We start from the raw sequence: 14,049 nt of genomic DNA on the forward strand, positions 1-14,049 counted from the left end.
ATCGATTCCATCGAAAACTTGCGTTGGACTCATCATGGCTGGTCGGCGGAGGGTGAGGGCATGCGAGAAGAGACAGATGTCATCGTCATCGGAGGCGGCACCGGCGGTTACAGCACCGCGCTGCGCGCCGCCGCCCTCGGACTCGGCGTCGTCCTCGTGGAGCGCGACCTCGTCGGCGGCACCTGTCTCCACCGGGGCTGTATCCCCAGCAAGGCGATGCTGCACGCCGCGGAACTCGTCGACGGCATCGCCGAGGCCCGCGAACGGTGGGGCGTGAAGGCGACGCTCGAATCCGTCGACTGGTCCGCCCTGACCGCGACCCGCGACGACATCGTCTCCCGCAACCACCGCGGGGTGGAGGGCCGGCTGACGCACGCGGGCGTCCGCGTCGTCCGCGGCTCGGCCGCCCTGACCGGCCCCCGCGCCGTACGGATCGGCACCGGCGACGAGGCGGGCGCCGAGTGGCGGGCCCGGCGCGGGATCGTCCTGGCCACCGGCTCGCGGCCCCGGACGCTCCCGGGGCTGGAGCCGGACGGCGCCAGGGTCGTCACCAGCGACGACGCGCTGTTCGCCCCCGGGCTGCCGGGCTCGGTCCTGGTGCTGGGCGGCGGGGCGATCGGCGTCGAGTACGCCTCGCTGCACCGCTCCATGGGCGCCGAGGTGACGCTCGTGGAGGCCGCCGACCGGCTGCTGCCCCTGGAGGACGCCGACGTCGGCCGCCATCTGACGCGCGGTCTGAAGAAGCGCGGCATCGACGTCCGGACGGGTGCCCGGCTGGAGGAGGCGCGCCCGTACGACGGGGGAGTACGGGCCGTCGTCCGCACCGCACGCGGCGAGCTCCGCGCCCTGGACGCGGAACGGCTGCTGGTGGCCGTGGGCCGGGTACCCGTCACCGACGGGCTCGGCCTCGCGGCGGCCGGACTGGCCACGGACGCCCGCGGTTTCGTCGCCCCGGCCGACTGGTCCCGGCTGGAGACGGCCGTCCCCGGCATCCACGTCGTCGGCGACCTGCTGCCGCCGCCCTCCCTCGGCCTGGCCCACGCCTCCTTCGCGGAGGGCCTGCTCGTCGCCGAGACCCTGGCGGGCCTCGCACCCCGGCCCGTCGACTACGCGGCCGTACCCCGCGTCACCTACTCCGGCCCGCAGACCGCCTCCGTGGGCCTCACCGAGGACCAGGCCCGGGAGCGCGGCCACGCGGTGCGGGCCGTCACCATGCCGCTGACGGCCACCGCCAAGGGGATGGTGCACGGCCAGGGCGGCATGGTGAAGGTCGTCGCGGAAGGGGACGGCGGCCGGGTGCTGGGCGTCCACCTCGTGGGCCCGCACGTCTCCGAGATGATCGCCGAGAGCCAGCTGGTCGTCGGCTGGGACGCGGACGCCACCGACGTCGCCCAGCACATCCACCCGCACCCCACGCTCTCGGAGGCGGTCGGCGAGGTCATGCTCGCTCTGGCGGGCCGGGGCCTGCACCAGCCGTAGGGACGGGGGCGGGGGGACGGGGGCGGGGGGATGGAAAAACCGTTGGACGACCGCGTCCCACGGCACCTAAAGTCCCCGCAGACGTCCGAGAACCCGGAAAGGAGGGCCGCGAGATGCACCGCACCGACACCACCGACAGCACTGTCACCGCTGTCCCGCGCTCCCGCCCCCTCCGCCGGGCGTCCTCCGTCTGACACCTCGTCCGACCGGGAGCGCGACCGCCTCCTTCCGGAAGGATCCCCATGACCTCCCTGGTCATCCGTGCCCTCACCGAGCACGACACCGCGCTCTTCACCTCCCTCGACACGACCCTCGCCCCCGCCCTCGTCGGCAGGGCCGCCTTCGGCCACTCCTACGCCCCCGTCCACCTCGGCGGCGAGTACCGCCCCGACTGGACGTGGGTGGCCCTGCGCGACGGCCGCGTCGTCGCGCGCGCCGCCTGGTGGGGCGGGCCCGACGACGAGGCGCCCAAGGCCCTCGACTGGTTCGACTTCGCCGACGGCGAGAGCGAGGCGGCCGCCCAACTGCTGCGCACCGCCCCGCTGAGCGCCGAGTACGCCCTGCTCGCCCCGCCCGGCTGGCGCGACCGGCCGCGCGTGCGGGCCGCCGTCGAGGCCCGCCGGGTGGCGGCCGAGGCGGCGGGGATGCGGTTCCTCGTCGAGCGGTACCGCTACGAGTGGACGCCCGCCCGCCCCCTGCCGGAACGCACCGGCCGCCTGGTGTACCGGCCGGAGCCGGACGACGCGGTGTTCCGCGACGTCGTGCGCCGCACCATGCACGGCACGCTGGACGCCCACGACCGCCGCAACATCGCCGAGTCGGGCCTGGACGCGGCCGCCGACGAGATGATGGACCTCCTCCACTGGCTGCCCTCACCCCGCGAATGGTGGCGCCTCGCCTTCACCCCGGACGGCGACCTCGCCGGCCTCCACGTCCCCGCGCACAACCCCGCCGGGCCCTGCGTCGGCTACATCGGCGTCGTGCCCGAGCGGCGCGGGCGCGGCTACTCCCACGACCTGCTCGTCGACTGCACGCGCGACCTGGCGGAGCGGGGCGCCACGCGGATCGCCGCCGCGACGGACATGGGCAACGCCCCGATGGCGGCGACCTTCGCTCGGGTGGGGTACCCGGTGACGCAGGAGCGGATCGATTTCGTGCCGATGGATTAGGAGGGGCCGGAGCCCACCAGATCCGAGACCCGTACGAACTCGTACCCGCGAGCCCGCAGCTCCGGGACGATCTTCTTCACCGCGTCCTCCGTCGTCGGTGCCGCGCTGCGCGTGCAGTGCATCACCACGACGGAGCCGGGCTTGACCTGGGAGAGCACCTGCGCGGCGACGGGCTGGGCCTGTTTCGCGAAGGCGTCGCCGCTGATGACGTCCCACTGGACGGCCGTGACCTTCGCCGGGCCCATCTCGCGCAGCGTCGCGTCGTCGTGGCAGCCGCCGGGGAAGCGGAAGTACGGGACGACGTGCTCGACCCCGGCGGTGCGGAAGGCCGCGAACGCGCGCTCGACGTCCGCGCGGGCGGTGCCGCGCGGGACGGTCGGCAGGCCGTAGCAGGGGGTGGTGAAGGCGTGGTGGCTGTAGGAGTGGTTGGCGACCTCGAAGAGGGGGTCGGCGCCTATGGAGCGGGCCTCGTCGGGGTACTGCTCGGCCCACCTGCCGGTCATGAAGACCGTGGCGGGCACCTTCAGGGTCCGGAGCGTCGCGATGAGCCCGGGGTTGTCGAAGCGCTCGCCGCGCGCCGCGCGCGGGCCCTGGTCCGACGTCATGTCGGCGTCGAAGGTGAGAGCGACCCGCTTCCGGCCGTCCCGGGCGCCGTGCGAGAAGACGGGCATGGCGCCGCCCGGCCCCGCCGGAAGGGTGGGCGCGGCGGATAGGGAAGGGGAGGCGGAGGGCGACGCCGGTGCCGTACGGGCCGGGCCGACGGCGCGCGGCTTGTCGTCCCCGCTCTTGCCGGACGATCCGCAGGCGGTCAGTCCGGCGCAGAGCGCCAGGGCGGCGGCGGGTGCCAGGGATCTGCTCAGGGAGCGCACGGGCCGGGTACGGCGGCCGTCACTCGCCGGCGTCGACGAGCGACTTCGCGTCGCGCGCCAGCGCCGTGAGCCGGGAGATCGCCCGGAAGTACTTCTTCCGGTAGCCGCCGTTCAGCATCTCCTCGCTGAACAGCTCGTCGAAGGGCCGGCCGGAGGCCAGCACCGGGACCTCGCGGTCGTAGAGCCGGTCGGCGAGGACGACCAGGCGCAGCGCGGTCGACTGGTCCGGCACGGCCCGGACGCCGGTCAGGCAGACGGCGCGGACGCCGTCGCACATGGCGCCGTAGCGGCTCGGGTGGACCTTGGAGAGGTGGTCGAGGAGGTCCGGGAAGGCGTCCAGGGAGGCGCCCTCGACGCGGTGCGCCACCCGCTCGACGGTGTCGTCGTCGTACGGGGCGGGGGCCTGCGGCAGGCCGCGGTGGCGGTAGTCCTCGCCGTCGATGCGCAGGGGGCGGAAGTGGGCGGAGAGGCCCTGGATCTCGCGGAGGAAGTCGGCGGCGGCGAAGCGGCCCTCGCCGAGCTTGCCGGGCAGGGTGTTGGAGGTCGCGGCGAGCGCCACGCCCGCGTCGACGAGCTTGCCGAGCAGGGTGGAGACGAGGACGGTGTCGCCCGGGTCGTCGAGCTCGAACTCGTCGATGCACAGCAGCTTGTGCTCGCTGAGGGTGCGGACGGTCTGCTGGAAGCCCAGGGCGCCGACGAGGTTCGTCAGCTCCACGAACGTGCCGAAGGCCTTCCGCTCGGGGGCGGCCGGGGTGGCGTGCCAGAGGGAGGCCAGCAGGTGGGTCTTGCCGACGCCGTAGCCGCCGTCGAGGTAGACGCCGCGCGGGCCGGCGGGGGCGGCGGGCTTCGTCTCGCGCCGGAACCAGCGCTTGCGGCCAGCGGCGGCCTCGCCGCCGAGCCCGCCCGCGAAGCCGCCGAGGATCTTGACGGCCTCGGTCTGGCTGGGCTGGTTCGGGTCGGGGATGTAGGTGTCGAAGCGCACCCCGTCGAAGCGCGGCGGCGGCACCATCTCGGCCACCAGGCGGTCGGCCGGGACGTGCGGGGCGCGCGAGGTGAGCGCGACGGGGCTTCCGGCCGGGTCGCCGGCTCCGGCTATCGGACCGGGGGCCGCGGGGGCCGTGGCGCTTGCGGGTGATGCGGTGGAGGACGACACAGCTGTCCAGCGTAGCCCCTGAAAGTGCGGTGGCCCGCCCGCGCGGAGCGAGCCATGTCACACTGCGGCCTATGCGACGCCTGTTCCCCTCCCCGCTCAGCCCCGCCGACCTCGACGACCGCGAATGGGGGCCGGCCGAGCTCGCCGACCTCTACGCGTACCCGGCGGACCTGCCCGCCGGGACGGCGTGGCTGCGGGCCAACATGGTCTCCTCGCTGGACGGCGCGGCCCATCACGAGGGCCGGTCGCAGCCGCTGTCCTCGGCCGCCGACATGCGGATCTTCGGCACGCTGCGGGGTCTGGCCGACGCGGTGGTGGTCGGCGCGGAGACCGTACGGCAGGAGGGCTACCGGCCCGCGCGGGCCCGGGAGGTCTTCGCGGCGCGGCGGGCGGCGCTCGGCCAGGGGCCCGCGCCGGTCATAGCCGTCGTGAGCGCGGGGCTCGACCTGGACTTCTCGCTTCCGTTGTTCACCGCGCCGCTGGTGCCGACGATCGTGCTGACCGGGGCGGACGCCCCGGCGGAGCGGGTGGCCGCCGCGCGGGCGGCGGGCGCCGAGGTGCTCGTGGTGGCGGGCGAGGGGCCGGGCGTCGACGTGGCGCGGGTGCCGGGGCTGCTGGCCGGGCGGGGGCTGACGCGGCTGCTGACCGAGGGCGGCCCCCGGCTGCTGGGCCAGTTCGCGGCGGCCGGGGTGCTGGACGAGATGTGCCTGTCGCTGGCGCCGGTGGTGGCCACGGGAACGGCGCCGCGGATCATGGCGGGGCCGCCGCTGGCGGTGCCGGAGCGCTTCGCGCTGGGGTCGGTGCTGGAGGACGGCGGTTTCCTCTTCACCCGCTACAGCCGGGTCTGACGGCGGCGGGTCCGGCGGCAGCGGGTCTGACAATCGGCGGAATTTATCGTTCCGCTTTAACTCGGGGTGGGCAGAATTGAGTCAGACGCTCCCCCGGGGGCACAGGATCAAAACAGGCGGGTTCCCGGGGAGCCCGCGCAGGATGGTTTCTGTTGGGGCCCGGTGGCCCATGGAGAAGAAGGGCTCCCACCGTGTTCACGAGCGTATTGATGATCGAGCAGCCGCTCTCCGCGACGGATGTCGACTTCGTCACGACCCTCCACGACGACAGCATGTCCTTCGTGGTCCTCATGCGCCCCAGAGGCGACGAGGACCGGCTGCTGCGCGCCATCGACGACGTGGCCCTCGGCGAGCTGGAGCAGGCGCTCCACGAGGCCGACGAGCCCGAGGGCGAGGCGGCGCTGCGGCCCGCCGCGGTGGCCCTGGAGCACTCGCTGCGCAGCCTGCGCGCCGCGGGCTGCGAGGCCGTCGGCCAGCTCATCGACGGCCACCCGCTGGACCTCCTGCGCTCCGTCGTGGAGCAGACCCACGCCGACGAGGTGATCGTGCTGACCGCGCCCCACCTCGTCGAGGAGTTCTTCCACCGCGACTGGGCCTCGCGCGCCCGCCACAAGGTCGGGGTGCCCGTCCTCAAGCTCTACGCGCACGCCGACGAGGCGGCGGAAGGGGAGGCGGCGGCCGGCACCCGCGACTGAACCGGCGGGCGCGGCCCGCGCCCCGTCAGCCCAGCCTGCCGTCGCGCATCGTCAGCACCCGGTCCGCCCGGCCGAGCAGCCCCCGGTCGTGGGTGACCAGCACCGTCGCCGTGCGGTGCCGGCGGGTGACCTCGGCCAGCAGTTCGACGACCCGCTCGCCGCGCTCGTGGTCCAGAGCCGACGTCGGCTCGTCCACCAGCAGCACGGCGGGGCCGCCGAACAGCGCGCGGGCGATGTTCACGCGCTGCCGCTCGCCCCCGGACAGCTGATGGGGACGGCGCCGCCGCTTCGCCGCGTCCAGCCCGACGGACTCCAGCAGCTCCGCCGCCCGCGCCCGGGCCGCCCGGACGGACGCGCCGCGCAGGTGCGCGACCGCCAGCACCTGCTCCTCGGCCGTCAGCGACGGCAGCAGGTTCGGCTGCTGGAAGACGATGCCGATCCGTTCCCGCCGCAGCGCGGTGCGCTCCTTGGCGCCCATCGCCCCGGTGTCTCGCCCCGCCACCACCACGCGCCCCGTGTCGGGGCGGCGCAGGGTAGCCGCGACCGCCAGCAGGCTGGACTTGCCCGAGCCCGACGGCCCCACCACGGCCACCAGCTCGCCGGGCGCCACGTCCAGGGAGACCCGGTCCAGGGCGGTGAGGGTGTGGTCGCCGTCGGGGTAGGTGAGGACGGCGTCCTGGAGAGAGAGGGAAGGGGCGGTCATCGGGTGGCTCCCAGCGCGGTCAGCGGGTCGACGGACGTGATGCGGGCGACGGCCAGCGCGGAGCCGGCCAGCCCCAGCAGGACCATGGCGGCCACCGGGACGGCCACCGCCGCCGCGCTCAGCTCGAACGGCACCACCGCCGACGCCAGCGCCCCGCCCGCCGCACCGGCCCCGGCGCCCACGGCCGCGCCGGCGGCCAGCACCACCGCCGCCTGCCCCAGCGCGTCCCGCACCAGATAGCCGCTGCTCGCGCCCACGGCCTTGAGCACCGCCACGTCGGGCCGCCGCTGCACCGTCCACACGGTGAAGAAGGCCCCCACCACGAGCGCGCTCACCACGAACAGGAAGCCCTGGACCATCCGGAGCGTGCCGTGCTCGGCGGCGTAGCCGTCGATGCCGTCCAGCGCGTCGTCGAGGGCGACGGCCTTCGTGGTGCGGGCGGCGTCCCCCGAGGGCGCGCCGGAACCGGTCACGGCCAGCGCGGTCGGCCGCGCCAGGTGGCTCACGTCGCGCCAGGTGGCGAGCGTCGTCCACACGGTCGGCGCGTGGCCGTGGCCGCGGTCGGGCGTGACGCCGGAGACGGTCAGCTCCCGGGTGCCGAGGGCGATCCGGTCGCCGGGCCGCAGCCCGTGCTCCCGGGCGATCCGCCGGCTCACGGCCGCCTGCCCGTCGCCGGGGGCGGTCCCCTCCTCGGGGGTGGGCGCCAGCCGCTCCGGGCCGCCGAACACGCTCACCGACTCCGCAGAGCCGCCCGCCGTCAGCCGGGTCATCGCCACGCCGAACGGCTCCGCGGACCGCACCCCGGGCGCCCGGCGCCAGGCCTCGGTCTGCCGCTCGTCGACGGTGCTGTTGGAGAACGACACCTCCGGCGCGGCCCCCGCCGGGGCACCGAAGACCACGCGGCCCGCCGGCAGCCCCGCCACGGCCGACGACGCCTCCCGGGCCAGGCCGTCGGTCAGCCCGTAGAGGAAGACCACGAGCGTGGTGATGAGCGCGACGACCGTCCCCATGAGGGCGAAGCGCCCCCGGGCGAAACGGATGTCGCGGAGCGCGACGAACAAGGGATTCCTTCCGGTGCCGGATCGGGACCCCTCCAGGCTGCCGCCCCGGGCCCGTTCCGCCATCGGGCCCCGGGACGGCCCCCGGACCGTCCGTCCGATGCACCCGGAAATCAATCGAACGGTTGATGGCAGCCGGTTCCGGAGCTCCCGGCGAGGGCCCGTACGCTCGGTGGGATGAGCCGAACGAGTCCCTCCGACCCCGGCGCGCCCGCCGCGCTCCCGCGCGGACGCGAGGCCTCCGACGTGCCCCCGCTGCGCCTGGTCCGCCTCGCCTTCCACGGCGCCTTCTACGCGCTGCTCGCCGTCGCCCTGGCCCCCACCGTGGCCGGACGGCCGTCGGCGGGACCCCTGGCCGTGCTGCCGCTGGGCGCGCTGCTCGCCGCCGTGTACGCGGCCGGGACCGTCCGGCCCGCCCGCCGCCCCGGACTCTGGCTCTCCGCCGTCACGGCCCTGTGGCTGGCGCTCCTCGCCCTGGACCGCGGCTTCAGCTATGTCGCGTTCCCCCTGTTCTTCCTCTTCCTGCGCGCCCTCCCCGTCCGCTGGGCGCACCCCGCCGTCGCCGCCGCCACGGCGGCCGTCGTCGCCGCCCAGGCCACCGCGCCCGGCGGGCTCACCGTCGCGAAGGTGATCGGCCCCGCCTCCGGGGCCGCCGTCGCGATCCTCACCGCCTACGGCTACGCCGCCCTCCACCGCGAGGGCCGGCGCCGCCAGCGGCTGATCGACGACCTCGTGCGCACCCGCGACGAGCTCGCCGCCGCCCAGCGCGAGGCGGGCCGCCTCGCCGAGCGTCAGCGCCTCGCCCGCGAGATCCACGACACCCTCGCCCAGGGCCTGTCCAGCATCGTCCTGCTCGCCCGCGCCGCCGAGACCGCCGAGCGGGAGACGGCCCGGGAACGGGTCCGCGAGATCGGGCTGACCGCCGCCGACAACCTCGCCGAGGCCCGCCGCTTCGTCCAGGCCCTCACCCCGCCCGCCCTGGAGGACGCGCCCCTGCCCGAGGCGCTGCGCCGGGTGACCGCGCGCACCGTCCCCGGGGCCGTCTTCCGCCTCGACGGCGAGCCCTGCCCGCTGCCCGTGGAGACCGAGGTGGCCCTGCTGCGCCTGACCCAGGAGGCCCTCGCCAACGTGGCCCGCCACGCGCGGGCCGAGCACACGGCCGTCACCCTCGCCTTCCTCGACGGGCAGGTCGCCCTCGACATCTACGACGACGGCGTCGGCTTCACCCCCGGCCACGGCCCGGCCGACGGCCGCCGCACCTTCGGCCTCCACGGCATGCGCGAGCGCATCGCCGGCCTCGGCGGCACCTTCACCGTCGAGTCCGCCCCCGGCGAGGGCACGGCGATCGCGGCGACGGTGCCGACGGTCCTCCGCGCCGTGGAGGCGGCGGCATGAGCGCAGGCATCGGGGTCCTCCTCGTCGACGACCACCCCGTCGTCCGGCGCGGGCTGCGCGCCATGGTCGACGACCTGCCCGACGTGACGGCCGTGGGCGAGGCCGCCGACGGCGCCGAGGCGCTGCGGCTGCTGGACGAGGGCGTCCGGCCCGACGTCGTGCTCATGGACCTCCAGATGGGCACCGGCATGCACGGCGTCGAGGCCACCCGGCGCATCACCGCGCGCCCCCGGCCGCCCGCCGTGCTGATCCTCACCACCTACAGCACCGACGCCGACATCCTGGCCGCCGTCGAGGCCGGAGCCACCGGCTACCTCCTCAAGGACGCCCCGCCCGAGGAGGTCGCGGCCGCCGTCCACGCCGCCGCGCGCGGCGAGACCGTCCTCGCCCCGCCCGTCGCCGCCCGCCTGCTCGGCCGGGTACGGGCAGGAGGCCGGCCGGCGCTGTCGCCGCGCGAGACGGAGATCCTGGGACTGGTGGCCGAGGGCCTGGCCAACCGGCAGATCTCCAAGCGGCTCTTCATCAGCGAGGCGACGGTCAAGACCCACCTCGTGCACATCTACGACAAGCTCGGCGTCGACAGCCGCACGGCGGCGGTCGCGGCGGGCCTGGCGGCGGGGCTGATCCGGGCGGTGTGACGGGGCGGTCGGCCAGGGTGCAAGAATCCTGTAGCTACACCGGCACCGAACACCAGGGAGCACCGCACATGGCACCGGCCGTCCCCACGACGATGGACCGACCGCACTTCATCGGCATCGGCGGCGCCGGCATGTCGGGCATCGCGAAGATCCTCGCCCAGCGCGGCGCGGCCGTCGCCGGCAGCGACGCGAAGGAGTCGGCCACCGCCGAGGCCCTGCGCGCCCTGGGCGTCACGGTCCATATCGGCCACGCCGCGGAGCACCTGGCCGCCGACGCCACCTGCGTCGTCGTCTCCAGCGCCATCCGCGCCGACAACCCCGAGCTGGCCGCGGCCGCCGAGCGCGGCGTGCCCGTCGTCCACCGCTCGGACGCGCTGGCCCGGCTGATGGACGGGCTGCGCCCGATCGCCGTCGCCGGCACCCACGGCAAGACGACGACGACGTCGATGCTCGCCGTCTCCCTGGACGCCCTCGGCCTGAGCCCGTCGTACGCCATCGGCGGCGACCTGAACGGCCCCGGCACCAACGCCCTCCACGGCTCCGGCGACATCTTCGTCGCCGAGGCCGACGAGAGCGACCGCAGCTTCCACAAGTACGCGCCCGAGGTCGCGATCATCCTCAACGTGGAGCTGGACCACCACGCGAACTACGCGTCGATGGACGAGATCTACGAGTCCTTCGAGACGTTCGTCGGCCGCGTCCGCCCCGGCGGCACGCTGGTCGTCTCCGCCGATCAGGCGGGCGCCCGCGAGCTCACCGAGCGCGTCTCCGGCCGCCACGACATCGAGATCGTCACCTACGGCGCGGCCGAGGACGCCGACGTGCGCGTCCTGAAGGTCACCCCGCGCGGCCTGTCCAGCGAGGTCACCATCCTGCTGAACGGCAAGATGCTCACCTTCGCCGTCTCCGTGCCCGGCAGCCACTACGCGCACAACGCCGTCGCCGCCCTCGCCGCGGGCGTGGCCCTCGGCATCCCGGCGCACAACCTCGCCTCCGCGCTCGGCAAGTTCACCGGCGTGGGCCGCCGCCTCCAGCTCAAGGGCGAGGCGAACGGCGTCCAGGTCATCGACTCCTACGCCCACCACCCCACCGAGATGACCGCCGACCTGGAGGCCATCCGCGGCGCGGCGGCCGGCTCCCGCGTCCTGGTCGTCTTCCAGCCGCACCTCTTCAGCCGCACCCAGGAGCTCGGCACGGAGATGGGCCAGTCCCTGACCCTGGCCGACGCCTCCGTGGTCCTCGACATCTACCCGGCCCGTGAGGACCCGATCCCGGGCATCACCAGCGCCCTGATCATCGACGCGGCCGAGAAGGCCGGCGCCGACGTCCGCGCCGAGCACGACATGGCCGCGATCCCGGACGTGATCGCGGGAATGGCACGCCCCGGTGATCTCGTTCTGACGATGGGCGCGGGAGACGTCACGGACCTCGGTCCGAAGATCCTGGCCCGCCTGGAGAACTGACCGACACACCGCGGAGGGCGTACGGCATGGCGTACGAGGTCGAGAAGACGGACGAGCAGTGGCGCGCGGAGCTGACGCCGGCGGAGTACCAGGTACTCCGCCGGGCGGGCACCGAGCCCGCCTTCCGCGGTGAGTACACCGACACCAAGACGGAGGGCGTCTACGCCTGCCGGGCCTGCGGCGCGGAGCTGTTCCGCTCCACGGAGAAGTTCGAGAGCCACTGCGGCTGGCCCAGCTTCTTCGACCCGAAGGACTCCGACGCCGTCGAGCTCCTGGACGACCGCTCCCACGGAATGGTCCGCACCGAGGTCCGCTGCGCCCGCTGCGGCTCCCACCTGGGCCACGTCTTCGAGGGTGAGGGCTACCCCACGCCCACCGACCAGCGGTACTGCATCAACTCCATCTCTCTGCGGCTGCGCCCGGCCGAGGGCTGAGCGGAGCGCTCACCCGGTGAAATCCGCGAGGCCCTTCTTCAGGTCGTCCAGGTTCATCACCGGGTTCAGCTCGACCTCGGCGTCCGCTTCCTGGAAGAGCTTCTCGCCGATCCCGACGATCTGCGAGGAGTCCTGCATGTCGAAGACCATGAGACAGGACCGGCCGCCGTCCAGGGGCGCGAAGTAGGCGGCTTCGGGCTTGAGCTCCTCCACGATCTTCTCCATCAGCCTGGGCAGGCTGCCGTCCTTGACCCCCGCGTTCGACGTGTGGGTGTCCATCCGGGCCCGCAAGAGCATGCGCATGGCCCTCACTCCTTCACCTGCGCGGTTGCGTCACTTCCAGGGTCGGCCCGCCGCGCGGAGGGGCGCAAACGCGCGGGCCGGTTCAGCGCAGCACCGCCGCCGTCTCCGGCGGCAGCCGCAGCACGCCGTCGGGGCCGTCCGGCAGGCCCACCGGGCGCCACGCCGCGACGGCCTCCGTCACCGGGCCCGCCGGGCGCAGGGCGGCCGGGCGGGCGGCGAGGTTGACCGCGATGTGCAGGGGGCCCCGCCGGAAGGAGACGAGGCCCTCGGCGGTGACGGACAGCGCCTCGTACCGCCAGCGCGGATCCGTCAGGGCGGGCTCGGCGCGGCGCAGGGCGATCAGGTTCCGGTACCAGGCGAGGAGCCGGGCGTGCGGGGGGCGGCCGGGTTCCGTCCAGTCCAGGCAGGAGCGGTCGCGGGTCGCCGGGTCCTGGGGGTCGGGGATCTCCTCGGCGGGCCAGCCGTGCGCCTCGAACTCCCGGCGGCGGCCGGTGCGCACGGCCTCCGCCAGGGCCGGGTCCGGGTGGTCGGTGAAGTACTGCCAGGGCGTCCGGGCGCCCCACTCCTCGCCCATGAACAGCATGGGGGTGAAGGGCGCGCACAGGACGAGCGCGGCCGCGCAGGCCAGCAGGCCCGGGGAGAGCCGGGCGGAGAGGCGGTCGCCGAGCGCCCGGTTGCCGACCTGGTCGTGGGTCTGGGCGTAGCCGAGGAGCCGGTGGGCGGGGGTGGCGGCCGGGTCCAGGGGCCGGCCGTGGCGGCGGGCGCGGAAGGCGGAGGGCGTGCCGTCGTGGAAGAAGCCGCCGCGCAGGGTCTTGGCGAGGGCGTGGGCCGGGTCGGCGGCGAAGTCCGCGTAGTAGCCCTGGGACTCGCCGGTCAGGGCGGTGTGCAGGGCGTGATGGAAGTCGTCGTTCCACTGGGCGTGGAGGCCGTGGCCGCCCGCCTCGCGCGGGGTGGTGGTGGCCGGGTCGTTGAGGTCGGACTCGGCGATGAGGAACAGCGGTCTGCCCAGCCGTCCGGCCAGCGCGTCGACGGCGGCGGACAGGTCGGCGAGGAAGTGCCGGGGCCCGGTGTCGGCGAGCGCGTGCACGGCGTCCAGCCGCAGCCCGTCGAGCCGGTAGTCCCGCAGCCAGGCCAGGGCGCTGCCGATGAGGTACGCCCGCACCTCCGGTGATCCGGGCGCGTCGAGGTTGACGGCCGCGCCCCAGGGGGTGTGGTGGGTGTCGGTGAAGTACGGGCCGTACGCGGGCAGGTGGTTGCCGGAGGGGCCCAGGTGGTTGTGGACGACGTCGAGGACGACGCCCAGGCCGAGGGCGTGCGCGGCGTCCACGAACCGCCGCAGCCCGTCCGGGCCGCCGTAGGGCTCGTGCACGGCCCAGGGCGCCACCCCGTCGTACCCCCAGCCGTGCCGGCCCGGGAAGGGGCAGACGGGCATCAGCTCCACGTGCGTGACGCCCAGCTCCGCGAGGTGGGGCAGTCGCCCGGCCGCCGCGTCGAAGGTGCCCTCGGGGGTGAACGTGCCGGTGTGCAGCTCGTAGAGGACCGCGCCGGGCAGCCCCCGGCCGGGCCACGGATGCCGCCAGGCGAAGCGGCCGAAGTCGACGACGGCGCTGGGCCCGTCCGGCCCGTCCGGCTGCCGGCGCGAGCGCGGATCGGGCCGGGCCGGGCCGCCGTCGAGGGCGAAGCCGTAGCGGGTGCCGTGCCGGGCGGGGGCTTCGCCCCGCCACCAGCCGGGCCGGGCCGGGTCGGCCTCCATGGCGTACGTCCGGCCGTCCGCCTCCAGGGCGACGTGCCGGGCCTGCGGTGCCCACACCTCGAACAGCACGACGGCTCCTCTCGACGAGG

14 protein-coding genes are annotated in these 14,049 nt (G+C 75.3%); 8 read left to right on the forward strand and 6 right to left on the reverse strand.

The features are described from left to right. The first annotated feature begins 60 nt into the window (after positions 1–60). Positions 61–1,479, forward strand: a complete 1,419-nt coding sequence (gene lpdA / locus EKH77_RS25010; protein WP_126916550.1) for a dihydrolipoyl dehydrogenase — start codon at positions 61–63, stop codon at positions 1,477–1,479. Positions 1,480–1,721: 242 nt separating this feature from the next. Beyond that, on the forward strand, positions 1,722–2,648 hold the full coding sequence (locus EKH77_RS25015) for a GNAT family N-acetyltransferase (protein WP_126916551.1): 927 nt from the start codon (positions 1,722–1,724) through the stop codon (positions 2,646–2,648). Here the strand turns inward: EKH77_RS25015 and EKH77_RS25020 are convergent. Continuing rightward, a complete protein-coding gene (locus EKH77_RS25020) occupies positions 2,645–3,517 on the reverse strand; it encodes a polysaccharide deacetylase family protein (RefSeq protein WP_240667513.1) in 873 nt (290 codons plus the stop codon). The genes EKH77_RS25015 and EKH77_RS25020 overlap by 4 nt on opposite strands. 19 nt (positions 3,518–3,536) lie before the next feature. Then, the gene (gene zapE / locus EKH77_RS25025; protein WP_240667798.1) at positions 3,537–4,613 is read right to left on the reverse strand and encodes a cell division protein ZapE; all 1,077 of its coding nucleotides are present in this window, start codon (positions 4,611–4,613) and stop codon (positions 3,537–3,539) included. A gap of 128 nt (positions 4,614–4,741) precedes the next feature. On the opposite strand from zapE, the gene EKH77_RS25030 reads away from it, so the two are divergent. Then, positions 4,742–5,518, forward strand: coding sequence for a pyrimidine reductase family protein (locus tag EKH77_RS25030; RefSeq protein ID WP_126916553.1), 777 nt, complete (start codon positions 4,742–4,744; stop codon positions 5,516–5,518). A gap of 191 nt (positions 5,519–5,709) precedes the next feature. Continuing rightward, positions 5,710–6,213, forward strand: a complete 504-nt coding sequence (locus EKH77_RS25035) for an indole-3-glycerol phosphate synthase (RefSeq protein WP_126916554.1) — start codon at positions 5,710–5,712, stop codon at positions 6,211–6,213. Positions 6,214–6,238: 25 nt separating this feature from the next. Here the strand turns inward: EKH77_RS25035 and EKH77_RS25040 are convergent, their stop codons facing one another. Both EKH77_RS25040 and EKH77_RS25045 read right to left on the reverse strand, forming a co-directional pair. Continuing rightward, on the reverse strand, positions 6,239–6,916 hold the full coding sequence (locus tag EKH77_RS25040; RefSeq protein ID WP_126916555.1) for an ABC transporter ATP-binding protein: 678 nt from the start codon (positions 6,914–6,916) through the stop codon (positions 6,239–6,241). Further along, on the reverse strand, positions 6,913–7,977 hold the full coding sequence (locus tag EKH77_RS25045) for an FtsX-like permease family protein (protein WP_126916556.1): 1,065 nt from the start codon (positions 7,975–7,977) through the stop codon (positions 6,913–6,915). The genes EKH77_RS25040 and EKH77_RS25045 overlap by 4 nt, the downstream gene beginning before the upstream one ends. A gap of 174 nt (positions 7,978–8,151) precedes the next feature. Between EKH77_RS25045 and EKH77_RS25050 the strand changes: the two genes are divergently transcribed. The 4 genes from EKH77_RS25050 (at position 8,152) to msrB (ending at position 11,904) form a co-directional block, all read left to right on the forward strand. Next, on the forward strand, positions 8,152–9,369 hold the full coding sequence (locus tag EKH77_RS25050) for a sensor histidine kinase (protein WP_126916557.1): 1,218 nt from the start codon (positions 8,152–8,154) through the stop codon (positions 9,367–9,369). Continuing rightward, positions 9,366–10,007, forward strand: a complete 642-nt coding sequence (locus EKH77_RS25055) for a response regulator (RefSeq protein WP_126916558.1) — start codon at positions 9,366–9,368, stop codon at positions 10,005–10,007. The genes EKH77_RS25050 and EKH77_RS25055 overlap by 4 nt, the downstream gene beginning before the upstream one ends. Before the next feature lie 68 nt (positions 10,008–10,075). Beyond that, positions 10,076–11,470 (forward strand): UDP-N-acetylmuramate--L-alanine ligase, encoded by a 1,395-nt coding sequence (gene murC / locus EKH77_RS25060; protein ID WP_126916559.1) that lies wholly within the window; start codon positions 10,076–10,078, stop codon positions 11,468–11,470. Between the two features lie 26 nt (positions 11,471–11,496). Further along, complete coding sequence (msrB, locus tag EKH77_RS25065; protein WP_126916560.1) at positions 11,497–11,904, forward strand: peptide-methionine (R)-S-oxide reductase MsrB; 408 nt, start codon at positions 11,497–11,499, stop codon at positions 11,902–11,904. A 9-nt stretch (positions 11,905–11,913) separates the two neighbouring features. Here msrB and EKH77_RS25070 read toward each other — a convergent pair whose 3' ends face one another. Next, positions 11,914–12,207, reverse strand: a complete 294-nt coding sequence (locus EKH77_RS25070; protein ID WP_126916561.1) for a hypothetical protein — start codon at positions 12,205–12,207, stop codon at positions 11,914–11,916. An 82-nt stretch (positions 12,208–12,289) separates the two neighbouring features. Then, complete coding sequence (gene treZ / locus EKH77_RS25075) at positions 12,290–14,029, reverse strand: malto-oligosyltrehalose trehalohydrolase (protein WP_126916562.1); 1,740 nt, start codon at positions 14,027–14,029, stop codon at positions 12,290–12,292. Between the last annotated feature and the right edge of the window lie 20 nt (positions 14,030–14,049).

Source organism: Streptomyces luteoverticillatus (assembly GCF_003970715.1).
Taxonomy (GTDB): domain Bacteria; phylum Actinomycetota; class Actinomycetes; order Streptomycetales; family Streptomycetaceae; genus Streptomyces; species Streptomyces abikoensis.